Source organism: Pseudomonas sp. GV105 (genome assembly GCF_003058185.1).
Classification (GTDB): domain Bacteria; phylum Pseudomonadota; class Gammaproteobacteria; order Pseudomonadales; family Pseudomonadaceae; genus Aquipseudomonas; species Aquipseudomonas veronii.
On sequence record NZ_QBUF01000001.1, the window covers coordinates 167,921 to 191,140 of the forward strand.

The window sequence follows — 23,220 nt, forward strand, 5'->3', positions numbered from 1 at the left end:
GGTTGAAAACGCTTAGATCGTGTAGGCGATCCAGCGGCCGCAGATGATCACGACGCACCACAAACCGATCGACAGCCACGCAAACGCCTTGACGGAACCCGACGCGACGTCACTGCCGGCAGAGCGCAGCAGCGGGCGGCGAAGCAACCAGGTCAAGCTGAACGCGGTCACCACCAGGACCATCTTCAGCCAGAACGTCGAGTTGACGAGCACCCGATCAGGCTCGGCGATGATCATCAGTAACCCGGTGCACAACAGCACGATCAGTGCATTGCGCATCCATGGGTAGTAACGGCATACGATGCCGCGCAAGGGCTCATCGCTGGCGAACACGCCCGCCAGTCGCAGATCGGAAATCATCGCCGAACCAAACAGCACGGTGATGGCGATGATATGAATGCTCTGCACGGTGGGGATGACCCACAGGATGTCGCGGATGGCAGTGCTCAACGGTGACGCGTAGATCCAGGCAATGATGAGTGAAGAGGACATCGGCTTTTTCTCCCGCAGTGGGTTAGAAATCTTGAGGGGTTGCGATCGGATGCAATCGCGCCGCATCCTCCGGCAGCAAGTACCCTTGCTGGATCGAAACGGCTTTGGCGTCTTCGAATTTCTGTGCGTAGCGGCTGAAATCTCCATAGCGCTGGCCCAGCTCTTCTTTGGAGTACGGCACCTTGGTGTCGTAGATCAGCCCGCAGCCGCTCTCTTGATCGGTGAGGTAGCTGGCGCTGGGCACCTGGATCCACGGCGGGCGCACGCCGCCTTGCAGGTTGCCGGTGGCGGGCGTGCGGGCAGCGGCCTTGCCGTCGCGTACCACCCGGGGGGCGTTGGGCATCGGTTTGCCGTCGCGTACCCACTGGTCCATGCCATCGAGCAACGCCGAGACCACCAGTTCAACCGGTTCGTCGTACAGCGTCCGGCAGCGCGGGTCGTCGCCCTTGCCGATGTCGGCAGCGAGCTTTTCGGTGTGCTCCGTGCCCAGGTCGGCCAGGCGCAGATGGGGCATGCCGGTGACTTCGTAGTAGCGCAACTGCGGGGCGTCGGTGTCCGCGGGCAGGGGGATGCCTTCGATCACGTCGTGCATCAGTTCGGACTGGCTGTAGACGGTCACGAACGGCACGCCTGCGGGCATCTGGCGTGGCACCCGGATCACCTCGCCGCCCACTTCTCCATAGGCCATGCGGCCGGTCATATAGGCGTCGATCAGCGGCGTTTCGTCGGGCATGCGCCATTGCTGGTGACGGCCCTGGTCGAGATAGTCCATCCACACTTGCGCGGTGATGGCCCAGCTATTCACATAGACGCGCTGCACATCCAGACCCGCCAACGGGCCCTGTGCTCCGTTGGTTTTAAGCAGCAACGCCAGTTGCGCGCCGATCCCTTGTGACTGGGGCGCAAACGGGTCGGGTGCTTCGCCCCGCGTAAAGTGCGCCGGGTCGTAATAGGTGCCCAGCGGTGCGTAGCGGGCGAAGTCGAAGCGGCGCATGAACTCGAAGTTCACGATCTGTCCGTATTGGGCGATCTGTTCGGCCTCAGCCGCCGGGGTGTCGGAGATGAACTTGGGATCTACCGCCGGCTTGTTCACATTCAATGTGTACCCGACGTATGCGTAGCCGCGCCGCAGCAGATAGTCGCGGGTCAGGATCCAGCCTGCGCCACGCTCGCCGAACCAACTGAATGGCTCGATCACCACCGTGCCATTGAAGTGCGCTGGGTCCGCCGGTTTACGCACCAGAATGCGCGTGGTGTAAGGCGCTTCCAACAGGGTTTTGCCGGCGGCGGTAATGGCCGGGGCGACGCCTTGCAGGTAGTACTCTTGCTCAATGTAGCCGTACCGGTCGAGGTCGCTGTATTCGGTGCCCGGGCGTTTTGCCGACGACAGCGGCGGTTTGTCCGAGGGCGGTACCTCGATGGCCGTGGGCATGCGCGGCACCTCGGCGAAGGTGTTCGACGCGATGCACAGCGACAGCACGACGCTGAGGCTGATGGGGGTCAGGCGTTCCATTCGTAAAGCTCCAGCAGGGGGGATGGGCAGATTCACTCAAGGCTCAGAGATGCCTTGCCCTCGCTGTCGATCACGATCTGGTTGTTCTCGCACACGTACTCTTGGATGGCGTAGTTGGAGCGCTTGTACTCAAACGTAAAGCGATAGGGGGTGTTGAGTACCTGCGGGTCTTCGATCAGGACCTGGTTTTCCAGGTGATCCGGCCCGCGCAGCCGGATGCGTTCGGTGATCTTCATCGCCGGCCCGTGGGGCACGTCGTAGAAGCGCACGTCCGTTCGCACGCGTTGGGTCTCGACCACGAGCGTGTCGCCCTCCCAGTGACCGCGTGAATGGCCTTGGTACTTCGGGTCGAGTTCGTCTGTGGGCGGCATGGCCTGGTTCAAGAGAATCCGCCGCACTTGCTGCAGATACTCGCCGAGGATGATCACTTGCTTGTCATCGCGAATGATCTGGATCGGGAAGAGCGCCGCCATCATTGTCGGCATGCCCTCGGGCAGGCACCTGGAACTGGTGGTGGCGATCGGCGTGCCGGCGGCGTTGGCCACGGCTTCTTTCTTCTTGAGTTCGGCGTACTCGGCGGCGTAGGACGCCTTGAGGTCCATCGGCCCGCCGGGGTGAACCGGATCGTCCGGGTTCTCGCCGAACCAGTCGTCCGGGGTTCTTTCCCAGGTGCCACTGATGTCCGGCCGGGTGGCCACGCTGTGCCTGTCGGTTTGGGTGTTCGATGCCGTGGCAGCGCTGCTCATTCCGGCGAAGGTCGCGAGGACCACGCCCAGGAGGAGCATGGCTGTGTGGGTGGTACGTGCTGGTTTCATTGAAATGTCTCCGCGTTGCTGGTTTGCCCAGTTCTGTTGTTGTCGCATTCGGGAGGGGCTGCGTTTAGCCGCCGCCCGAGAGCACCACGTCACCGATCTTGATCTCCACCAGCAGCCCGCCCGGCTCGCCGTTTTTCAACGGTTTGAAGGACACCTCGGCGGTCTCGCCAGCCTTGATCGAGTTGGCCGTCCAACCCGTTCGTTGCAGCGCGTTGACGCTGCCCGTCTCGATCTTGAAGCGTTGGGAGGGCGGACCGGGCACATCGACGTAAATCGTGATGTGAGGGTTGGTCCAGGCAAAGCGCTCGACGACACCTTTGATCGTGGTTGTCTGGGTCTGGTCGAACAGCGCGAATGAATGATGGGCACTGGCAACCGGTGGCAGTGCACTGCAGGTGATGAGGGTCAGAAGACAAAGCCCCTGACGGAATAAGCGAAAGGGTAATAAAGCGGTCATGACGGGTGCCTCGTTTTTTATGGTTCTTATCGGCCCAGCATAGGGCGGACGCGCTCAGAAGCCGTATCCCAAAACGGCAACTATTGAGCAAAGGGAGGTTGTTGCACCAGTGAGGCGGTGCGTGACGAAGGAGGGGGGAGCAAATGCCTGTACGTGCTGATTTGGGTTACCGCTTCACGGCCCAAACAGGAACACTCGTGCCTCGCCTCACAACTATAAAAACAGGAGAGACGTCATGCGCATCCCCCCCTACGCGCCATTACTGTCGCTGGTTGCACTCTGTGCAGTCGGCTCACAGGCACATGCCTACACGCTTTACAACGAAGATGACGGTACAACCGTTTTGAACGCCGACCTGGGCGCTGCATTTGGCTGGTTTGGCAGTACCCATAACTACCTTGGCGATCCGCAAAAACAACCCGGCGGCATGCACTGGCAGGAGGGTTACGTCAAATACGGTCTCACTGGTTCCACGGATAAGATCGTCGCCGGCTCGGTGTATGGCGGCTTCAGCCTGCTTAGCAGCGGGTCATGGGGGGACGGAGACATGGGGGCGACCACGGCGGGCAATGAGCGACGAACCGCTGTGGAAGACGCGTTCCTGGGCTGGAGATCCGGCGACCTGCTACCCGCCCTGGGCAAGGATGGCGTGGATTTTTCTTTCGGGCGCCAGATTGTCACGGTGGACGGCTTTCTGATTACCGACGATGGATTCGACGCGGGTAACGCATTCAACCCCATTGAGGGCGTGCATGATGGCCGGTTTAACCGTGGTGGCGCCTTTTACCTTGGTCAACGCCTGGCGTTCGGCAACACAGCGGTGCTGAAGTTGGGCGGCAAGGAAGGGCTGCACGCTAGCTTGATATGGTTGAAATCCGACAACGCTGGGCAGTCCAAGACCGAACTGGCAGTGGGCACTATCGATTACACCACCCCCATTGGTTCGATCGGTTCGACCTACGTACACGGCCTGGATGTGGATGAGAAATATGCCTTTGCAGATCGGCTTGAGCGCAAGGGCATGAACGTCTACAGCATTCGTGGGCAGGGCAATGCTGGAATCGAGAACGCCGATTTTGCCTTCGAGGTGGCCCGCCAGGAAAAACGTTCGGGCTCACAGCGAGCGATGTTTTTCGACGCGGGTTACACGTTCGTCGATGCACCATGGCAACCGACCGTCAGCTATCGTTATTCGCGCTACTCCGAAGGCTGGGACTTCCTGTTCCAGGGCGGTTATCGCAAACGCCTCCAGGGGGAAGTTGCGCTTAATTATGCTGGCGCCGTGACTTCGAACATGCAGATCAACGATGTACTCCTCTCGGTCAAGCCGACCGAGAAGTTGACCCTTAACGCGATGGCGTTCGACTACCACCAGCTTTCCCGTCGCCATGAGCTGGACTTCGCTGCGCAGGAGGTCGACCTGTTTCTGGATTGGGCGGTCACGGAAAACATCACGCTTTCGCCGCTGGTGGGCTTCTACAAGCCGGAGAAGTGGCTGGGCAACGGTGGCCGCCAGAGCGGCGACGCATCAACCAATACGTACATGCAGTTCATTGTGTGGGCGACGTTCTGAGTCGTCATTGACGTCTATCGCGGGGCCTTGCAGGCGTTGGCGTTTTGCGTCAACGCCTCATCCATTCAGAGCATGCGGCGCAACACGTCGTTGCGCGGGTCGCGGTCGTAGAAGCGATGCTTGAGGGCGCCTGCCACATGCAGCACCGTGCAGCCGATACTTTAAACGCCAGAACTTGGAAAGGGGTTTCCCAAGCTTGCTCGACGCCCTGACCTCCAAGTAAAGACCAGGGACATCGGTGGTGGGGCCTGAAAACTGGCCAGGCATGCAGTGTTTGAATAAGCACCGTGATCGCGACGCAGAAGAACCCGGTTTCGGCTGTTCGCAGCAGTCAGTTGGTGGCCACTAAAAATCCCTCCAGATTTTTTACTTCTCAAGTACGACGAGGCTCGCCCTCGGCAATTTCGCGCATCAGACTCAGGTAACGACGCGCTCCCAGCCCCAGAGGTCGGTTCTTTACCCAGATGATGTCGACCCATAACCGCATCTGACTTGGCATGTTGTCAAACACCACCTCCGTCAATGCGCCCGAAGTGATTAGCGGTTGTACCAGCGGCTGTGGAAGATAAGCCCAGCCCAACCCTTGCTGCACCAGATCCAGCGTTGCCAGATAACTGTCGCTGAGCCAAATCCGCCGCGACAGCACAACACGTGGGTCAGAGTCTGTAGGTCCTCCAGTCGCAACGATGATCTGCCGAACGTCCACCAGTTGCTCTTCACCTAAAGGGCTTTTCTTGCCGGCGGCCGCAGGATGATCTGGAGAGGCAACTGCGACTAACAACTGGCTCCCCGCTTCAAGAAACGTCTCCCGCTCGTCAAGCCCGGGTCGTTCAAATCCAAGTGCCAATTGCACACGTCCTTCATGGAGCATGCGAATCGCCTCCGGATGGGACGCGGAGCGAATCTCGATTTCAAGGGTGGGAAACTCTTTGGCGATAATGGACAGCGGACGATTCCACACGCCTGTTTGCAGCTCCGGCGCCATCGCAAGGACCAAGCGCCCCTCCAACCCCTGATGAAGCTGGAGGGCATGCGCGTCCAGCAGGTTTAACTGGCTAGCGACCTGTCTTGCCTGGGGCTCAAGTGCTTTGGCGGCTGCGGTCGGAATGGCTTTGCGGGTTGATCGGTCAAAAAGCAAGAGATCCAACTCTGCTTCAAGCTGTGACACCGCCATGTTGATAGCGGAGGGAACCCGGCCTAACTTTCGGGCTGCGGCGGAAAAGGAGCCGCTGTCCACGACCGAAAGGAAAATTTTAAGTGACTCGCTGGTAAACGCCATCGTGGTTGTCAGATTTTCTGATAATGATCGTCTTTATTTATCAGATTCATTAGCCTAATTTCCACTCCTATTACAAATTAAGTACGTGGGGAACACCATGTTAAATACCGAGTTGATGGGGCATGTGGCACTTGTCAGTGGTGCTGGAAGTGAAGCTGGCATTGGTATGGCGATCGCTCGCAGGCTAGGTGCATCCGGGGCGAAGTTGATCATCACTGCCAGCAGCAACCGCATCGCGGATCGGGTTAAAGAGCTACGCCTTGAAGGGTTTGAAGTTGAAGGCCGGCCAGCTGACCTCACCGATGAAATCCAAGTGCGTGAATTCAGCCTGTGGGCAGAGTCAGTCTGGGGGCGGGTCGATATCCTGGTGAATAACGCCGGTATGGCCATGCAAGGAAGCCCTGAGATTTTTTCGGAATTGGCGAGTATGGAACTGCAGGAATGGAATCTTTCACTGGCAAGAAACTTAACCACGGCTTTTCTTTTAACTCGGGCCGTTTTGCCCGGTATGCGGGCGCGAAGTTACGGGCGCATTGTCAATATTAGTTCCACCACGGGCACTCGGGGGAGCAATCCGGGCGAGGCCGCTTATAGCGCAGCCAAGGCCGCGATGGTTGGCATGAACATGGGGCTTGCACTTGAAGTCGCCAAGCAGGGGATTACTGTAAACAGCGTGGCTCCCGGATGGATCACCACCGGCTCAACCACGCCCGTTGAAGCAGCGGCGGGGCGCTTTACCCCGATTGGACGGGCAGGCAACCCCCGTGAAGTGGCGGCGGCGGTTGCATTTCTGGCGTCGCCTGACGCCAGTTACATCACGGGTGAAGTCCTTGTGGTGGACGGCGGGAACTGTCTGCTCGAGAACAAGGCTCCTCACGCCTGACTTCAAGTTACGTCGGTTTATTCCCTGAATCTCAGATTATTCAGCGGGATAAATTAATGATCAAAATAAAGTTTCTGCGCTCACCGCAATATACCCAGGCATAGGTTAATCCGCGCTGCAAATACTGACGGCGAACACTCAAGTTGTAAGAGGTTGGCACGTTGTTTTCAGTTATTCACGAACTGAGCGGGGAGTGAGTGTGGCGATGGATTGTCTTTTTATCTCGACGGTGACGAATTTTAATTAATGTAATAATTAAAAGAGGGTTTTTATCATGTCGAAAAGTGGAATTAGTGAATCAGCGATTGCTGCTTTTACCGCCTCCGAACGTGCCCGTTTTATACAAAACAACCCAACGTCAATGGCGCTCGCCAAGCGTGCCAAGGCTCATCTGTTCAATGGTGTTCCCATGCACTGGATGAGCGATTGGTCGATGCCTTCACCGCTCTTCGTCCAGCGTGCCAAAGGCGCACGCTTCACCGATGTTGACGATCATGAATACATTGACTTCTGCCTGGGCGACACCGGCACGATGTTTGGCCATTCACCGGATCCTATTGCCCGCGCCATCGCCGAGCAGGCAAATAATGGTTTGACCACCATGCTGCCTGGCGAAGACGCGGTGGTCTGCGGCGAGTTGCTGGCTCAGCGATTCAAGCTGCCTTATTGGCAGGTGACCGCCAATGCGACGGACGCCAATCGTTATGTGTTGCGCTGGGCGCGCGCGATCACCAAACGTAATGTGTTGCTGGTGTTCGACGGCTGTTATCACGGCACGGTGGATGACGTGATGGTGCGCTACCGCGACGGCAAAACAGTGCACCGTGCCGGCCTTGTGGGCCAAGCCTACGACTTGACCCAATACAGTCGATCCATCCCCTTCAACGACGTCGACGCGCTTGAGGCGGCGTTAGCCCAGGGCGATGTGTGCGCGCTGATGTGCGAGCCGGTGATGACGAACATAGGCATGGTCCTGCCCGATCCGGGATTCATGCAGAAGTGCCGAGAGTTGACCCTTAAATATGGCAGCCTGTTGGTCATTGATGAGACCCACACTATTTCCACCAGCATCGGTGGATGCACTCGCCAGTGGGATTTGAAACCCGACTTTTTCGTGGTGGGTAAACCCATCGCAGGTGGCGTGCCATGCGCGGTGTTTGGCATTAGCGAGCAAGTCGCCTTGGCCATGCGCGACGCGCAGAAGGCCGTCAGCGAAGAGAGTGGCGGGCATGGCCACAGTGGGATGGGAACGACGCTGTCCGCCAACGCCCTGGCGATGCATTGCATGCGAGTCAGTCTTGAAGAGGTCATGACAGCGTCTGCGTACCAGCACATGCTGCCCCTGGCCTCAAGACTCGCCCAGGGATTTCGAGCGTTGTTCAAGCGCCACCAACTGAACTGGTCTGTCACAGAGTTGGGGGCTCGTTGTGAGTTTCAATTCTGTGCCACGTCGCCCAGAACAGGCGCGCAAGCCGAGGCGGCTTTTCATGACAGCCTTCAAATGGCTCTGCACCTTTATCTAATCAACCGCGGCATCCTGATCACGCCTTTTCACAACATGACCCTGTGCTGTCCGCAGACAAGTCAGGCGGATATCGACAGGCTGATCGATGAGTTGGATCGCGCGCTGACCACGCTGCTTGCCCTACCTGGCGCTCGCGTCACCCCTTCATGACTGGACGTCTGAAGCCCCACTTTTCTCACATACTGCCAAGTCGCTTGAATGAGCGCTGAGAGGTTTGACATGCAATTTGCTGATAAAAAAGAGGCTCAGGATTATCTGGCCGCCCACCCTGAAGTGCTGAGCATCGAGTTGTTTCTTATCGACGCCAATGGTGTTCCACGGGGCAAACTGTTGCATCGCGACGAACTGCTGGCGATCTACGAAAATGGTCGGCCGCTGCCAAGTTCGATTCTCGCCCTGACCGTGCAGGGTGAAGACGTAGACGAGACTGGCCTGGTCTGGGACGTCGCTGACGCTGATTGCTGGACTTACCCCCTGCCGGGAAGCCTGACCTTGCAACCCTGGCGTACCAACCCAACAGGCCAAGTGCAGGTGAGCATGCACCCGACCCAAGGTATTCCCGCCGCACCGGCCGACCCGCGCCATGTCCTGGTGAACACCATCGAGCGGTTGAAAGCCGATGGATTCCATCCGGTCATGGCCGTTGAGTTGGAGTTTTACCTGCTGGACCAACAACGCGACGTCAACGGTCGGCCGCAGCCAGCGTTGCAGACCAATGGCTTACGCCCTCATGCGCCACAGGTGTATGGCGTATACGAACTGGAACAGCTTCAACCTTTTCTTGATGACCTCTACGCAGCTTGCGCGCTGCAAGGGCTGCCGGTACGCACGGCGATCTCCGAGTACGCTCCGGGCCAGCTCGAGTTGACGCTGGAGCATCGTTTCGACGCACTCCAAGCCATTGATGAAGGTGTACGTTACAAACGCCTGGTCAAAGGCGTGGCCAACCAACATGGGCTGCAAGCGTGCTTCATGGCCAAGCCATTCAGCGATCAGGCCGGTAGCGGTATGCATTTGCACGTCAGCCTGGCCGACGAGCAGGGTCACAACCTGTATGCGAGCGAAGACCCACAGGGCACGCCGCTGTTGCGGCACTCCATCGGTGGGATGATGGAGACCTTGTTTGACTCGCTGGCGATATTTTGCCCGCATGCCAATTCATATCGACGCTTCCAGACCGGCAGTTACGCGCCGCTGGCCAAAAGTTGGGGCGTCAACAATCGTACTGTGTCGTTCCGCGTACCCGGCGGCCCCGCGATAAGTCGGCACATCGAACACCGTATTTGCGGTGCCGATGCCAACCCCTATCTCGCTGCCGCCGCAGTACTGGCGGGCATTCACCACGGCATCACTCATCAAAGCGATCCTGGCGCGGCGATTGTGGGCAATGGCTATGAACAGGCGACCGAATTTCTACCCACCGACTGGCTTACAGCGTTGCAGGCACTGCAACGTTCAACGTGGGCACGTGAGGCGCTGGGGGCTGAATTCCTGAAGGTGTTCCTGGCGATCAAGTGGCGCGAGTTCCGTACATTCAATGCTGAAGTCGGGGAGCAGGACTGGCGCTGGTACCTCACTCACGCATGAGTGATGGCGGCTGGCTGCCTTGAAATGCGAACTGGTCGATCTCAAAGGCTATCCGGGTCGCCAAAAAACATCTGAATCCGCGACCGCAACCAACGCTCACCCGGATCATTGTCCTGCGAGCCCCGCCACGCCATGTGCAACTCGAACGAGCGCACCGGCAGTGGTGGATCCTCGGTGCGCAAGCCGCCCGCCGCGGTCAGGGCCTCGGCGGCGTAGTCTGGCACGATGGCGACGATGTCGGTCCCGGCAAGCAGGGTGCCCAGGCCGTTGAATTGCGGCACGGCCAACACCACATGGCGTTTGCGGTCGAGCTTTTCGAGTTCTTCGTCGATAAACCCACTCAAATCCCCGGCAAATGACACCAGCGCATGAGGGCGGGCGCAGAAGTCGTCCAGGCTGAGGGCGCCGGGCACGCTGTCGGCGCGTAGCAGTTTCGGTAGGCTGCGGCGCAGTACCTTGCGCTTGGCGTTGGCCGGTAGCTCGGCGGTGTAGCTGACGCCGATGGAGATTTCGCCGGAGGCGAGCAGGCCGGGCATCAGGATGTAATTGACACGGCGCACGACGAGCACGATGCCGGGGGCTTCGGCGCGCAGGCGTTTGAGCAGTTGGGGGAGCAGGGCGAACTCGACATCGTCCGACAGGCCGATGCGGAACACGGCGGTGCTGGTGGCCGGGTCGAATTCGGCGGCGCGGCTGACGGCGGTGGAAATCGAGTCCAGGGCCGGGGACAGCAGGGCGAAAATTTCCACGGCGCGGGCCGACGGCTCCATGCTGCGCCCGGTACGCACAAACAGCGGGTCATCGAAAAGACCGCGCAGGCGCGACAGTGCCGCGCTGATGGCCGGCTGGCCGAGGAACAATTTCTCGGCGGCACGGGTCACACTGCGCTCATGCATCAAGGTTTCGAATACGATCAAGAGGTTAAGGTCGACACGACGCAGGTCGTTACGGTTCATCTTGTGTCCTGGATGAGTCTGTAAACTTGACGAGAGCGGCCATACATGATCCCTATGATCTCCATGCTCGGAGCATGACCGGCATGAATCTTACGGGGAAAGGCTGGTACTCTGCACCGGCTAATTGAGTTTTCCTACGATAGTTGAGGTCTATTCCTCAGTCGCGGAATCAATGACAGACATGTCGACTATTAACGGCGACCGGTGGTCTTACCCGGAAAGCCCAGATAGAGTTCAGGGCAATAGAGGTTACTTTGACGAGGTTTGCGATGTCCCGCACGATCCGTTTTCACAAGTTTGGTCCGGCTGAGGTGCTCAAGTGCGAAGAGCATGCAGCCGCGCAGCCTGCACCGGGCGAAGTGCAGGTACGAGTCGAGGCAATTGGCATCAGTTGGTATGACATTTTGTGGCGCCAGAACCTGGCGTCTTCCCATGCACGTTTGCCGTCCGGCCTTGGCCACGAGATGGCCGGGGTGGTCGTAGCCCTGGGCGACGGCGTGGATGACTTGGCCGTGGGCGATAAAGTCGCCAGTTTTCCCGCCGAGAGCCCCAATGATTACCCGGTATATGGCGAACAAATCGTCCTGCCCCGTTCGGCGTTGACCCGTTATCCGGATGTCTTGAGCCCGATCGAAGCCAGCGTGCATTACACGCCGCTGTTGATTGCATATTTTGCATATGTGGACTTGGCGCGGGTCAAACCCGGCCAGTTTGCCTTGGTGACCGACGCCAGCCACTGCGCCGGCCCGTCCTTTGTGCAACTGGGCAAGGCCTTGGGTGTGCGTGTGATTGCCGCGACCAAGGACAGCGCGGAGCGCGAGTACCTGCTGTCCCTCGGGGCGGAAAAGGTCATCGTCACCGAAGAGCAGGACCTGCTCATGCAAATCAACAAGTTCACCGATAATCGCGGCGTTGACGTGGTGTTCGATGGCTTGGGCGGCCCGCAGATGTCGTTACTCGGTGATGTGTTGGCGCCGCGTGGCAGCCTGGTGCTGTATGGCCTGCAAGGTGGCAACCAGACGCCATTCCCGGCCTGTGCGGCGTTCCAGAAGAATATTCAGTTCTTTGTGCATTGCATCGGCAACTTCACCGGCAAACCGGAGCTGGGCATCGCCCAGGACCAAGTGGCATTGCAGCGCGCGTTGCGCGACATCAACCAGATGACCGCCGACCGTGTGCTGGTCCCGCTGAAAACCACCGTGTTTCCATTCAGCCAGTTCGTCGAAGCGCACCGCTACATGGACGAATGCCCGTGCCGTGAGCGCGTCGCATTGCAGGTTGAAGCTGTTTGAGCTGTAGGAGTATTCGCAAATGAATACTCCGGCGTCTGAACGGATGGGGCAAATGCGCCATTTGTCAGGGCTTAACCCTCGCGGCGTTTAAGCTGCCATCAGGGCGCCAGGCCCCGCAAAACACGAGCTTTCCCCCCGATGCCGCGCTGTATTCCAGCGCGGCATCTGTGTGTGCGCGTAATCAACGGCTTGCCCAATTGCCATCTGAACTGGTTTCTTGCGGCGTTCTGTATCTGTTAATCATTATGCCAGTGCCGATAATCGTGACTTCACTCTCATCTCAAGGATTGAGCAATGATTGAATGTCTGACGTTCCGGCCTGATACATATGAAATTAAATTATCGCGATGCTTGCCTGCGAGACAGGGTGCGGCTGTTGGGATAGGTAACTCCAATTTATTGAAGTTTGATTGGTTGAACTGGATCTTTTCTTTATGTCGGATGCATCCTTAGTTTCCTGCTTAAGCCGGTGTAGGGCATTGTCGGAACGGTCCTAGGGTAGCCAGGACGCCCTGGCGCAAGGGTCTCAAGGAGAGGCGGCGCGAAGGGCACACAATTGGCGTTCCCTGTCGAATTGTTACGGCGTGCTAAGGTTTATTTATCGTTACGCCACGCGGTGTGACGACATTCCTACGCATCTAATGGGTCGAGCAAATAACCTCGGCAGTTACTTGGAACTGATATTTCAACTCAGGTAGTAGAACTATGAGCGCAATTCACGAACAAGCCATGAACTATGTTTATCAGCAAGTTCTGCAACGTTTGGTCGGGCACTTCACGCGCGCCGAACGTACTGCACTTCAATTATTGATTCAGCGAATTGTCGTGGCTGCCGGCGGCATGGAACAAGTGGGCGATTACAAAGTGTTGGTTGCCCATGGGGGCGGCGAAGTCAGCAGCTATACCCTGGCACTGCTGCGTGCGGCGCAACTGACTATCGCGGGCCGCGCGCCCAGGACTTTCAACTTGCGTGTGGCGACGCTCCGACATGCCGGCATGACCCAGGCCACGCTGGATAGCCTGCAGCATGGCTACAGCACACTGTTTTTCCACGACGATCCGCGGGTCGAGCTGCTGATGGTGGAAAACCAGGTAGTGCAGCCGTTCAACCACCAGCGCCCGGCCTCAGGTGCGGGCCGGGAGGTCAGCCAGCGCAATATGCTGATGGTGGGGCACCTGACCTCCGGGGATATTCGCGCGACGTTGTGTAACGATACTTACCTGTCCCTGGGGGATTTCTACCAGCGTGTCACCACCTGGAACGGAGGGGTGCATGCGCTGGTCAGCGGTGATTCACCGCGCAAGCAGAGCCAGTACCTGGCGTGGTTGAAAAAGGCGGCCCAAGCGGCCGGCGTCAGCACTGCGCCGGGCAAGCCGGCCTCGCTCACCGGATTGTTCGCGCGCATGGAGGAGTGGAGCAACGGCTGTTATCAAGACCTCTATGGCGAGCAATACGTTGCCCATGAGAGCCCCGGCCGGGGTGGGCACCGCCATTTGGCCTACATTGGTATCGCCGACCTGCTTAATAACGTCGACGTTGCTTCAACCCCTCTGCTCAGCGACTTCCTGGGCTACGTCCCCGATCCGTTTGGTTTTCACTTCAGCCATCCGGCCTACCCCAACCCGCTGCTGATGGCTCACCTGCGTGGGGTGCAGGCCCAGTGCCTGCGCGAGCTGTCCTACGAGGACGGCGTGGCGGGTTTTCTGCGCCAGGCGATGGACTACCTGTGTCGCCGGCAAATTCCTGAACATTTGATCGCAGAGGCCTGCGGTGGGGAAGGGCGTGTGCAGTCGACGGCCTACGCCCAAGAGTTCTTTGGCCTGGAGGAGGCCCAGTTGACCTGTTTGTTGTTCTCGCCCTTCATCCATCATGGTGAGCGGCTGGAGGGTTACCTGCGTCAATGCCACCCCGGCATGCTGGTGGCACTCCCCGAGTTGCACAAGGTGCTCCAGGGCAAGCCGGCTGCCGACATGCTGCAGCAATGGGCGATCGACACCAGCGGCTTGCCGCTGCCTCTGCTCCAGCACCTTTACCGCAAGCGCCCGTTGGCGGTTGAACAGGGCGCCGATGCGCGCAAGCGCCGGGCCGCACGCCTGCAGACCAACGCCGAGGCGCGGGCGTTTCAGTTGTTCGGGCGCTAGGCGGGTGCGTCGGTGTGTGCGTCCAGGTAGACAGTCATGAACCTGCGAGGTGAGCGGCAGGCGGATTTCGCCTACCAGGCGGTGTACCGCTACATGATCAACCTGATCAACGAAGTCAGCCTGGACATGCCCGTCAAACTGCCTTCTTTGCGGCAGTTGGCGACGCGCCTGAATGTGTCGATCTCGACGATTCAATACGCATACTCCCTGCTGGAAAAGGAAGGGCGGGTGTATTCGGTGGCCAAATCGGGTTATTTCGCCTGGCCCGTGGCAGCCAATCCGCTGATGGCGGCGGGCGCCGATCTATTGGAGCGCCTGTATGCGGCGGCGCGGCGGCCCGGAATGGTGGTACTCAGCGGCGATGAACCGGCGCTGCTGGGAGCGCTGGACGGCGCATTGCTGATGCTCGAACGCCAACTGGTGCGCCGCCACCCACGCCAGCTGCAACCCTGGTCGCAGCCTTGCGGCGTCTGGGAGCTGCGCGCCGCGTTGGCGGCGCGTTACACCTCATCGCCGACCCGCTGCTGGCAGGCCGATGACGTCTACATCGGTGCCGATCTGCGCGGTGTATTGGAAATACTCATTGATGTACTGGGTCTCAAGGGCGCCGCGGTATTGGTCGAGTCCCCCTGCGACTGGTTAATACTGCGCCTGCTGCAGGCTGCCGGCGTGCGCGTCATTGAGTTGCCCTGGCAGGTCGACGGTCGCCTGGACCTAGCGCGGCTCGAACACCTGTTGCGCCATGAGCCCGTCCACTTGGTGCTGCTGTCGTCGGTGGTGGGCATGCCGTCGGGCAACGTCATGCTCAACTATGAGCGCTTGCGGGTGGCTCAGTTGCTCGAAGAATATGGCTGCTGGCTGCTGGAGAATGACACCTTTGGCGAGTTGGGTTTTGCGCAGAACCACACGGCGCTGCGCAACCAGGTCAACCCCGAACGGCTGATCGTATTTTCGTCGTTCGAAAAAGTACTCGGCCCGGAAGCACCGTTCGGCTATGTACTGTCACGCCACCTGAGCAGTGAGCTGCAGCGCCAGTTCCTGCTGCGTTCGTTTCGCCTGTCGTCGATCCGCCAACGCGCAATTGCCCACCTGTATCAAAGCGGGCGGCTGGACCAGCACCTGCAGACGTTGCGCCAGCGCCTGCGTGAACAGGCCGACGCCATGAGCCAGCGCCTGGATCAGCGCCTGGCAGGGCGGGTGACTTACCGCATGCCGCTGGCCGGGGCGAGTTTCTGGCTGCACGCGTCGGCGCCGGTGGACATGCGCCAGGTGTTCCAGCGCCTGCTGGCGCAACAGGTGGTGATTGCCCCGGGGGAATTGTTCAGCCTCAGTGGCTTGCATCATCAGCAACTACGGCTGAGCCATGCGTTCAACGGGCACCCGAACCTGGACGCGGCATTGGATGCGCTGGCGCAGGCCTTGTTGCAGGCGCAGAGCGCCTAGCGTGTGAAAAATCTCTTGCTGGCGTGGGATCTATAACATCGCGCGGCAGTCCAACTCTCAGTAAACTGTCATTTTTTCCGAATCCTTCTTTCCGAGGTTTATGCATGACAATCAGTCCTTTTGCGGGCAAACCGGCGCCAGCCCAGTTGCTGGTAGATATCCCGCGACTGGTTACGGCCTATTACACCGGTCAGCCCGATGCAGCGATCTCCACCCAGCGCGTCGCGTTCGGGACTTCCGGGCACCGGGGCAGCTCGTTCGAACTGAGCTTCAACGAATGGCATGTGCTCGCCATCAGCCAGGCCATCTGCCTGTACCGCGAAGCCCAAGGTATCGACGGGCCGTTGTTCGTCGGCCTCGACACCCATGCATTGTCGACGCCTGCGGGGGCCAGCGCGCTGGAAGTCCTGGCGGCCAACGGTGTGCATGTGATGCTCGCCGAGGGCGATGAATACACGCCGACCCCGGCCATTTCCCACGCCATCATCTGCTATAACCGCGGTCGCACCAGCGGCCTGGCCGACGGCATTGTCATCACGCCGTCCCACAACCCGCCGCAAAGCGGCGGCTACAAGTACAACCCGCCCAACGGCGGTCCGGCCGATACCCACGTCACCAAATGGATCGAGGCCAAGGCCAACGAGCTGCTGGCCAATCGGCTGGCCGGGGTCAAACGCATCACCCACGCCCAGGCGCTTAAAGCCGACACCACCCATCGCCATGACTACCTCAACAGCTACGTGGCCGACCTGATCAATGTGATCGACATGGACGCCATTCGCAGCGCCGACCTGCGTTTGGGCGTCGATCCGCTGGGCGGCGCCGGGGTGCGCTACTGGTCGGCGATTGCCGAGCACTACCGCTTGAACCTGGACGTGGTCAACACCGAAGTCGATCCGACCTTCCGCTTCATGAGCGTCGACTGGGATGGCCAGATCCGCATGGACCCGTCGTCCAGCTACGCCATGCAGGGCTTGATCGGACTCAAGGAGCGTTTCGACGTGGCCTTCGCCTGCGACCCGGACCACGATCGCCACGGCATCGTCACCCCGTCCGGCGGCCTGTTGGCGCCGAACAATTACCTGGCCGTGTCCATCGACTACCTGTTCCAGAACCGTCCCGGCTGGCGCGCCGATGCGGCCGTGGGCAAGACCGTGGTCAGCAGCGGCTTGATCGATCGCGTCGCGGCGCGCATCGGACGGCGCCTGTACGAAGTGCCGGTCGGCTTCAAGTGGTTTGCCGACGGTCTGTTCGACGGTTCGCTGGGTTTTGGCGGTGAGGAAAGCGCCGGCGCTTCGTTCCTGCGCAAGGACGGCACCGTGTGGAGCACCGACAAGGACGGTTTGATCCCGGCGCTGCTCGCGGCAGAAATGACCTCGCGCAAAGGCCAGGACCCCAGCCAGATCTACCGTGGCCTGACCGACGCTCTGGGCGAACCGTTCGCGATTCGCGTCGACGCCAAGGCCACCCCGGCGCAGAAGGCGTTGCTGGGCAAACTGTCGCCGGAGCAGGTGACGTCCACCGAATTGGCCGGGGAGCGCATCCAGCAGATCCTCAGCCATGCGCCGGGCAACAACCAGGCGATCGGCGGTTTGAAAGTCATGACCGAAAACGGCTGGTTCGCCGCACGGCCATCGGGCACCGAGGACATCTACAAGATCTACGCCGAGAGCTTCATCGGTGAAGATCACCTCAAGCAACTGGTGCAAGAGGCGCAGGTACTGGTTGACGGTGCAATCAGCGCTGGCTGACACGCCTCAGTCAATATAGGCGCGGGTCAGCCCGCGCCTACATTTCGCCTCGAGATCAGGCCAGGTCGACCAGCACGATCTCGCTGTCTTCTATCGCGGTCACGCGCAACAGCTGTTCATCTTCCACCGCGACACCGTCTCGCGCGTGCGCGCGCAAGCCATTGACCTCAATCACCCCCGTCGCCGGCACCAGGTAGGCGCGACGCCCGCTGTCCAGGCGGTATTCGGCAGTTTCCCCGGCTTTCAGGTTGGCCGCCACCAGGCGCGCATCCGCACGAATGCGCAGGCTCTCGCTGTCACCGGCCTTGCCGCTGGCCAGGGTCACAAACCCTTCGCGGTCACCTTTCGGAAACGGCTTGGCGCCCCATGACGGCGGCAGGCCGGCTTCGTTGGGGATGATCCAGATCTGGAAAATCTTGGTGGGGGTGGCTTCCAGGTTGTATTCGCTGTGGGCAATCCCGGTGCCGGCGCTCATGACCTGCACGTCACCCGCCTCGGTGCGGCCCTTGTTGCCGAGGTTGTCGGCATGGCTGATGGCACCTTCGCGCACATAGGTGATGATTTCCATGTCGCGATGCGGGTGCTGGGGAAACCCGGTGCCGGGCGCGATGATGTCGTCGTTCCAGACCCGCAGGTTGCCCCAGTGCATGCGTTGGGGATCGTGGTACTCAGCGAATGAAAAGTGATGATGGGCGTCAAGCCAGCCATGATGGGCGCCGCCCAGGGCGGTGAAAGGTCGTAATTCGAGCATGATCGTCTCCAGTTGATGGGGTCATCATCCAACAGTGCATGATCGATAAAAAGCGTAAAAAATGCCTTATTCCTATCGATCAATTGGATTGGTTTCGGATGCTTTGACTTTCACTTCATCGCCTAACTGCATGACGGCAAAGCAATTGGCTGGAACTGCGCGGCGATTCCGGCGACCATGGCGCACTCGTCAACACCCAGCTCATCGCAGGAGTCCGCGTGCCGCAGCAACAGCCTGATCTGCCCCCTGAATTGCGCCCCCTGGCCGAAATGCCATGGTTGAAACGGCTCGCCGCCCGCTTGTTCGGGCATGGCTTGACCCGCTTGCGCGCACAACACCGGTTTTCCTGGCTGCATGGGCAGGCCGACGGTTTTCGCAGTGGGCACGAGGCGGGTGTGGAGTACGGCTATCGCGAGGGCAAGGCCGACGGGATCGAAGAAGGCCGGCAGGTCCTGCTGATTCGCGACTTCCGCCCGGAAGAACACCGTGCGCCGGGGGTGGATGACAACCTGTTCGATGATTGGCGGCTGCCCCTCACGGCCGATCTGAAAAAACGCATCAAGGCCGATGTGGCACGCTTGCTGCCGGCTCACGCGCAGCCCAGCGCCGCCCAATGGAAGATGATCTTCAGCGACACGCCGTCCACCTCGGTGATCGCCGGTGCCGGTGCGGGCAAATCCACCTCGCTGGTGTTGCGTATCCTGCTGCTCACCCATTACCTGGGTTTCGAGCTGAGCTCGATGACCGTGGTGACGTTCACCCGTGAGTCGCGCAAGGACTTCATCAACAAGCTCATGGAAGTGCTCAGCTTATGGGGGCAACCTCTTGATATCAAAGAAGCCCAGGCCGTGGTGCGGACCTTTCACTCGCGCATCCTGCCGATGGTGCGCAGCCTGCCGGGCTTCGAGCGGCTGCAGGCGTTCGAGAACCTCAGTGCGGGCTTCGAGGACGCAGACAGCAACCCGTTCGACCTGCGCCTCAACGAGGCGCAACGCCAGCAGATGAACGCCTGCTACCACCGGCTGTACGGCCAGCACCCGCGCTTTCGCGAACTGATTGCACCGCTGGCGCGCCATGGTTTGCAGCTCAAGGAGCTGGAGCGTGATCACCCGGACGTGCAGAAGCGCATGGCCGTGACAGAACTGGCCGCCAAGCGCGATGAAGAGCTGTGTGACGTGATTGAAGACCTGTGGTTTCGCGCGGGCGCCTGGCCGATCAAAGGGATCGAGCCGAGTCGCCAGACCGTGGAGATCAATGGCGCGCAATTCCATTGCCATGGCTATATTCCCGAGCTGGATGCCTGGGTCGTGCTGGGCTTCGATTCGCGGGAAAACGCCCAGCTCAGCCGCCCCAATGCCAAGCTGTCGGTGCGTGCGGAATGGGCGGTCAAGCGCACCCTGTTTCAAGCATTCTGCCGTAAGCCTTTGATATGGATGGATAGTTATGAGTCGTCCAAGCGTCTTTTAAGCAGCCTGGCCGGTGATGCCAGTGCGGGGCCGGGGTTCGATTACAAGGTCAAAGGCGAGCTGGCGTCGGCGCCGTTGCTGGACTGTTTTGTCATGGCCGCAGGTTTCATCGAGAACCTCGGTCTGGACGTGCCCAGTGCCGTGGGCCAGATGAGTTTCGCCAAAGACGATCCGGACCGCGCCTTCTTCGAGGCCTTGAGCATTTTCTGGAAAGCCCTGGAAGACCATCTGCTCGACCAGTCGCCGCCGATCATGACCTACAACCGCATGTTCTCGCTGTTTGGCGAAAACACCCCGGAAAACCTCAAGCTGCTCAGCGACCCTCTGTTGCGGCCGCTGTCACACCTGATGATCGACGAGTTCCAGGACGTCTCGCCGCAGATCGTCTCCTGGCTGCGCGCCAGCCTGCGTGAAATCCGCAGCCGTGGGCCAGCCATGCATGTAGGACGCGGCGCCCAGCATTCGTCACTGCTGTGCGTAGGGGATGACTGGCAGTCGATCTATGGCTGGCGCGGCAGTTCGCCGAAGTACTTCATGCAGTTCAACCAGGAATTCCCGGCACCGAGTACCACCCGCGTCATGCTCGGCGAGAACTATCGCAGCCATCAGCACATCATCGATGCCGCCGAACACATTGTGCGCGCCGCGCCGGCGATCCCCGGCAAGAAGGCCAAAGCCAGCGGCATACCCAAGGCGTTGGTGCCCGTTACGGTACTGGAACGCGACGATGCGGCCTTGGGCCGGCGCCTGCAGGAGCACTATCAGAAGGGCGATTCGGTGTTAATGCTGTATCGAAAAAGTAGCGATAAGTTATTGATTAATGAGCATATTAAATCTGTAGTTAATGTGGATTCTAGCTTGCCGCCCGCGGCGCGCAGGCTCAAGCAATTGACCTATCACAGCGCCAAAGGCCTGCAGGCGGATGCGGTGTTCCTGCTTGGGGATTGCCAGCATGTCACCCGTTCGCCGTACAAGAACCAGGTGTACCGCATGGCGGGCCTGGGCAAGGCCGGCGACGCCGAACCCTACGACAACGCGCAAAAAGACGAAGTGCTGCGCCTGGCGTATGTCGGCATTACCCGCGCGGTCAGCCATTGCTACTGGTATGTGGAAAAACCCGAAGGCCAGGCCGTGAATGTGCCGAAGGCCTCGGAGCGGGTCGACGCCAGGAAAGCGTTCTTTGACGATCAGCGCTAAGCACTGCCTGGCACAGGCCCTATGTAGGGGCTTGCCCGCAATAGCGGTGCATCAGTCGATAGACCGCTCGACTGGCGCACCGCTGGTCGTGTTCAAGCCCTTAACAAATGTGGCGGCACAAAACACTCCAGCTCCGCTTCCACCGCTTCGATGATGCGCTCTACATCGGTAGCATTCATCACGGTGGCGCAGGGGATGCCAGCGATGGCGATCAGCGTCTCGCCGCTGGCGCGGTCGAACAGACGCGCGACCATACTGCCGGGAGCGTCCATGCTCCCTTCGAAGCCCATGGGATGGAAATGCCAGCGCATCAGCTGGCAGGCGTTGGGGAATGTCACTTTGTTCATGTTGCCCACCTTGTTCATTGAGCGCTTCCTTTAGCTCGCGGCAGGGGGCCATGACCGTCACTGGTCACAGCGAGTGAGAGTGTAAAAATAGCATTCGTTCATAAATGCAAGGGCAGTTTTTTCGCCCCGTTCGGCGGTTCTTTTCCTATAGCTTGACGTGTGTCATGTCTTGCTAAAGGCTGGGCAAAAGGCCATTAGTCAGAAGTTGCCGTCGGCCATTGATGGCAGCGCTGAAATTCGGCAACCTCCACCTTTTACCCGTCGTAGAGCCATGCATGCCCCACACCGCCGCGGACGATGATTGCCAGCACACCCACGCCACGCGCGAGCTAGTGACGCGCCACCACCTGTGCTGGCGTCATCGCGACCTGGATGGCGTGATGTCTTACTACCATCCGCACATCCAGTACCACGACTTCTTCCAGAACCGCGTCGTCGGCTACGCCGAACTGCGCGAGTACCTGCAAGCCAGCATGCCGCGCGGGCCCGACGAGGCCATCGAGCACATGGACCGCATTCGCGCCGATGGCGACACCGCGTTCATCCAGTACCGCATCACCCTGCGCGGCGGGCAGGGCCTGGTGTCGTTCCGTACCAGTGAGGCCATCACCGTGCGCGACGGGCTGATCTGGCGGGTCAACGAATATGCGTCACTGGTGCATGAGCACAGCCCCCAAACCACGCGCCCGAGCGTCAGCCGCCTGGGCCTGTCGCCCCAGCAACTAGGGCATATGGCCAACGACCTGCAGCACTACTTCCAGCAGCAACAACCCTACCTGGACCCGGAGTTGGACCTGCAACGGGTTGCCAAGGAGTGCGGTTACAGTCGCAATCAGATTTCCTACTTGCTCAATCAAGTCCTCGGGCAAACCTTCTATCGCTATGTCAATCAGGCTCGGCTCGTGCATTTGCTGGCTGCGCTGGATAAAGCCAGGCCGCCCATACGCGTGGACGACTTGGCCTATGCGGCGGGGTTCAATTCGTTATCGGCGTTTTATAGCGCTTTTCGCCAGCACACCGGCCTGACGCCGAAGGCTTACATTAAAGGGCGCTTTGAGGGCGAGTCGGCTAGATCAACTGGCAATAAAAAAGATGTGGGTTAAACCTGTCATGTTCGACAGGTTTTTCATTCGCGGATTCGTAGTGTAATGCCCAGGCATCTTTTCTTTCAGTTGGAGTGTCGCTATGTCTAAGCACAATAAATCCGCCCACCCGAACGGTCCAGAGAGTGAAGGCCGCATGGACGGAATCATTAACATCGACGGAACGGGTCACACCTTTCAAGCGGACCGTGTGTCTATGGATGAGCAAGACGGTGCGCTGAGATTTTTCGGTGCCCGAACCGTTGACGAGAACCCGGATAAATTCGAAGCGGTTCAAGTGCAACTCACACCGCCCACCATTTCGACGGGTACATACCACGTGGGCGGGGAGAGTGTTAAAGATGTTATTTACGTCGACCATCAAACCGGTAACAGCTATACAGCTGACAAAGGCGAGGTGTCGCTCACCAGGAGCATCCCCCTTAAACAGTTATTCGGGGTAGTGAGTTGTGAGTTCAGTGTTGGCGGTCGAACGACTATCGTAAACGTCCAGTACTCCTTCAAGGGGTAGAATAAATAGTCGGCCCCGCAGCCTCTGCCCGCGTCGGTTAGCGCCAATCATTCGGCGTTGACGGGGCAGCAGGTCGCGCCAACATTTCCCTGCGTGCACGCACGCAAGACAGCCCCTGACATCCCGCTCTAGGATCC

The 23,220-nt window shown here is 59.6% G+C and carries 19 protein-coding genes and 1 pseudogene; 11 read left to right on the forward strand and 9 right to left on the reverse strand.

Features of this window, described 5'->3' with window-relative positions; all coding sequences use genetic code 11:
* Nucleotides 1-12 precede the first annotated feature (12 nt).
* The 4 genes from C8K66_RS00795 to C8K66_RS00810 form a co-directional block, all read right to left on the reverse strand.
* Nucleotides 13-492, reverse strand: a complete 480-nt coding sequence (locus C8K66_RS00795) for a DUF6644 family protein (RefSeq protein WP_108524038.1) — start codon at nucleotides 490-492, stop codon at nucleotides 13-15.
* Between the two features lie 22 nt (nucleotides 493-514).
* Nucleotides 515-2,005: an alpha/beta hydrolase domain-containing protein gene (locus tag C8K66_RS00800; RefSeq protein WP_108524039.1), complete on the reverse strand. Its 1,491-nt coding sequence runs from the start codon at nucleotides 2,003-2,005 to the stop codon at nucleotides 515-517.
* Nucleotides 2,006-2,037: 32 nt separating this feature from the next.
* Complete coding sequence (locus tag C8K66_RS00805; RefSeq protein ID WP_108524040.1) at nucleotides 2,038-2,820, reverse strand: hypothetical protein; 783 nt, start codon at nucleotides 2,818-2,820, stop codon at nucleotides 2,038-2,040.
* A gap of 64 nt (nucleotides 2,821-2,884) precedes the next feature.
* On the reverse strand, nucleotides 2,885-3,277 hold the full coding sequence (locus C8K66_RS00810) for a DUF6152 family protein (RefSeq protein WP_046383311.1): 393 nt from the start codon (nucleotides 3,275-3,277) through the stop codon (nucleotides 2,885-2,887).
* A 235-nt stretch (nucleotides 3,278-3,512) separates the two neighbouring features.
* On the opposite strand from C8K66_RS00810, the gene C8K66_RS00815 reads away from it, so the two are divergent.
* Entirely contained in the window at nucleotides 3,513-4,850 is a 1,338-nt protein-coding gene (locus C8K66_RS00815) for a hypothetical protein (RefSeq protein WP_046383312.1), read from the forward strand.
* Between the two features lie 65 nt (nucleotides 4,851-4,915).
* Here the strand turns inward: C8K66_RS00815 and C8K66_RS31115 are convergent.
* Both C8K66_RS31115 and C8K66_RS00830 read right to left on the reverse strand, forming a co-directional pair.
* Nucleotides 4,916-5,008, reverse strand: a pseudogene (locus tag C8K66_RS31115) (cytochrome b); the annotation flags it as partial.
* Nucleotides 5,009-5,223: 215 nt separating this feature from the next.
* On the reverse strand, nucleotides 5,224-6,129 hold the full coding sequence (locus C8K66_RS00830) for a LysR family transcriptional regulator (RefSeq protein WP_046383313.1): 906 nt from the start codon (nucleotides 6,127-6,129) through the stop codon (nucleotides 5,224-5,226).
* 97 nt (nucleotides 6,130-6,226) lie between these two features.
* Between C8K66_RS00830 and C8K66_RS00835 the strand changes: the two genes are divergently transcribed.
* From C8K66_RS00835 to C8K66_RS00845, 3 genes are all read left to right on the forward strand, one after another.
* Nucleotides 6,227-7,012: an SDR family NAD(P)-dependent oxidoreductase gene (locus tag C8K66_RS00835; RefSeq protein WP_108524041.1), complete on the forward strand. Its 786-nt coding sequence runs from the start codon at nucleotides 6,227-6,229 to the stop codon at nucleotides 7,010-7,012.
* A gap of 274 nt (nucleotides 7,013-7,286) precedes the next feature.
* Nucleotides 7,287-8,687 carry an aspartate aminotransferase family protein gene (locus C8K66_RS00840; RefSeq protein WP_108524042.1) on the forward strand — a complete coding sequence of 467 codons (1,401 nt, stop codon included), beginning with the start codon at nucleotides 7,287-7,289 and terminating at the stop codon, nucleotides 8,685-8,687.
* Between the two features lie 69 nt (nucleotides 8,688-8,756).
* Nucleotides 8,757-10,124: a glutamine synthetase family protein gene (locus C8K66_RS00845; RefSeq protein WP_108524043.1), complete on the forward strand. Its 1,368-nt coding sequence runs from the start codon at nucleotides 8,757-8,759 to the stop codon at nucleotides 10,122-10,124.
* A gap of 41 nt (nucleotides 10,125-10,165) precedes the next feature.
* On the opposite strand, the gene C8K66_RS00850 is transcribed toward C8K66_RS00845, so the two are convergent.
* Nucleotides 10,166-11,080: a LysR substrate-binding domain-containing protein gene (locus tag C8K66_RS00850; protein ID WP_079443735.1), complete on the reverse strand. Its 915-nt coding sequence runs from the start codon at nucleotides 11,078-11,080 to the stop codon at nucleotides 10,166-10,168.
* A 269-nt stretch (nucleotides 11,081-11,349) separates the two neighbouring features.
* Here C8K66_RS00850 and C8K66_RS00855 point away from each other — a divergent pair, with 269 nt between their 5' ends.
* From C8K66_RS00855 to pgm, 4 genes are all read left to right on the forward strand, one after another.
* Nucleotides 11,350-12,372, forward strand: a complete 1,023-nt coding sequence (locus C8K66_RS00855; protein WP_017845697.1) for a zinc-dependent alcohol dehydrogenase family protein — start codon at nucleotides 11,350-11,352, stop codon at nucleotides 12,370-12,372.
* Nucleotides 12,373-13,077: 705 nt separating this feature from the next.
* Nucleotides 13,078-14,514, forward strand: coding sequence for a hypothetical protein (locus C8K66_RS00860; protein WP_046484150.1), 1,437 nt, complete (start codon nucleotides 13,078-13,080; stop codon nucleotides 14,512-14,514).
* 36 nt (nucleotides 14,515-14,550) lie between these two features.
* Complete coding sequence (locus C8K66_RS00865; RefSeq protein ID WP_046383337.1) at nucleotides 14,551-15,957, forward strand: PLP-dependent aminotransferase family protein; 1,407 nt, start codon at nucleotides 14,551-14,553, stop codon at nucleotides 15,955-15,957.
* A 104-nt stretch (nucleotides 15,958-16,061) separates the two neighbouring features.
* On the forward strand, nucleotides 16,062-17,708 hold the full coding sequence (gene pgm / locus C8K66_RS00870) for a phosphoglucomutase (alpha-D-glucose-1,6-bisphosphate-dependent) (RefSeq protein ID WP_046484153.1): 1,647 nt from the start codon (nucleotides 16,062-16,064) through the stop codon (nucleotides 17,706-17,708).
* Nucleotides 17,709-17,763: 55 nt separating this feature from the next.
* Here pgm and C8K66_RS00875 read toward each other — a convergent pair whose 3' ends face one another.
* A complete protein-coding gene (locus C8K66_RS00875; protein ID WP_057004051.1) occupies nucleotides 17,764-18,459 on the reverse strand; it encodes a pirin family protein in 696 nt (231 codons plus the stop codon).
* A 218-nt stretch (nucleotides 18,460-18,677) separates the two neighbouring features.
* Here C8K66_RS00875 and C8K66_RS00880 point away from each other — a divergent pair, with 218 nt between their 5' ends.
* Entirely contained in the window at nucleotides 18,678-21,122 is a 2,445-nt protein-coding gene (locus tag C8K66_RS00880) for a UvrD-helicase domain-containing protein (RefSeq protein WP_108524044.1), read from the forward strand.
* A gap of 92 nt (nucleotides 21,123-21,214) precedes the next feature.
* Here the strand turns inward: C8K66_RS00880 and C8K66_RS00885 are convergent, their stop codons facing one another.
* Nucleotides 21,215-21,487 carry a DUF1652 domain-containing protein gene (locus C8K66_RS00885; protein ID WP_017845703.1) on the reverse strand — a complete coding sequence of 91 codons (273 nt, stop codon included), beginning with the start codon at nucleotides 21,485-21,487 and terminating at the stop codon, nucleotides 21,215-21,217.
* Nucleotides 21,488-21,744: 257 nt separating this feature from the next.
* Between C8K66_RS00885 and C8K66_RS00890 the strand changes: the two genes are divergently transcribed.
* Nucleotides 21,745-22,572 (forward strand): AraC family transcriptional regulator, encoded by an 828-nt coding sequence (locus tag C8K66_RS00890; RefSeq protein ID WP_046383340.1) that lies wholly within the window; start codon nucleotides 21,745-21,747, stop codon nucleotides 22,570-22,572.
* Nucleotides 22,573-22,654: 82 nt separating this feature from the next.
* Nucleotides 22,655-23,083: a hypothetical protein gene (locus C8K66_RS00895; protein WP_057004053.1), complete on the forward strand. Its 429-nt coding sequence runs from the start codon at nucleotides 22,655-22,657 to the stop codon at nucleotides 23,081-23,083.
* The last annotated feature ends 137 nt before the right edge of the window (nucleotides 23,084-23,220 follow it).

Coding starts and splice junctions, on each gene's coding strand:
- C8K66_RS00860 (WP_046484150.1), top strand. CDS start 13,078: ATGAGCGCAATTCACGAACAAGCCATGAACTATGTTTATCAGCAAGTT.
- C8K66_RS00875 (WP_057004051.1), bottom strand. CDS start 18,459: ATGCTCGAATTACGACCTTTCACCGCCCTGGGCGGCGCCCATCATGGC.
- C8K66_RS00830 (WP_046383313.1), bottom strand. CDS start 6,129: ATGGCGTTTACCAGCGAGTCACTTAAAATTTTCCTTTCGGTCGTGGAC.
- C8K66_RS00885 (WP_017845703.1), bottom strand. CDS start 21,487: ATGAACAAGGTGGGCAACATGAACAAAGTGACATTCCCCAACGCCTGC.
- C8K66_RS00835 (WP_108524041.1), top strand. CDS start 6,227: ATGTTAAATACCGAGTTGATGGGGCATGTGGCACTTGTCAGTGGTGCT.
- pgm (WP_046484153.1), top strand. CDS start 16,062: ATGACAATCAGTCCTTTTGCGGGCAAACCGGCGCCAGCCCAGTTGCTG.
- C8K66_RS00865 (WP_046383337.1), top strand. CDS start 14,551: ATGAACCTGCGAGGTGAGCGGCAGGCGGATTTCGCCTACCAGGCGGTG.
- C8K66_RS00800 (WP_108524039.1), bottom strand. CDS start 2,005: ATGGAACGCCTGACCCCCATCAGCCTCAGCGTCGTGCTGTCGCTGTGC.
- C8K66_RS00845 (WP_108524043.1), top strand. CDS start 8,757: ATGCAATTTGCTGATAAAAAAGAGGCTCAGGATTATCTGGCCGCCCAC.
- C8K66_RS00810 (WP_046383311.1), bottom strand. CDS start 3,277: ATGACCGCTTTATTACCCTTTCGCTTATTCCGTCAGGGGCTTTGTCTT.
- C8K66_RS00895 (WP_057004053.1), top strand. CDS start 22,655: ATGTCTAAGCACAATAAATCCGCCCACCCGAACGGTCCAGAGAGTGAA.
- C8K66_RS00890 (WP_046383340.1), top strand. CDS start 21,745: ATGCCCCACACCGCCGCGGACGATGATTGCCAGCACACCCACGCCACG.
- C8K66_RS00815 (WP_046383312.1), top strand. CDS start 3,513: ATGCGCATCCCCCCCTACGCGCCATTACTGTCGCTGGTTGCACTCTGT.
- C8K66_RS00795 (WP_108524038.1), bottom strand. CDS start 492: ATGTCCTCTTCACTCATCATTGCCTGGATCTACGCGTCACCGTTGAGC.
- C8K66_RS00855 (WP_017845697.1), top strand. CDS start 11,350: ATGTCCCGCACGATCCGTTTTCACAAGTTTGGTCCGGCTGAGGTGCTC.
- C8K66_RS00805 (WP_108524040.1), bottom strand. CDS start 2,820: ATGAAACCAGCACGTACCACCCACACAGCCATGCTCCTCCTGGGCGTG.
- C8K66_RS00840 (WP_108524042.1), top strand. CDS start 7,287: ATGTCGAAAAGTGGAATTAGTGAATCAGCGATTGCTGCTTTTACCGCC.
- C8K66_RS00850 (WP_079443735.1), bottom strand. CDS start 11,080: ATGAACCGTAACGACCTGCGTCGTGTCGACCTTAACCTCTTGATCGTA.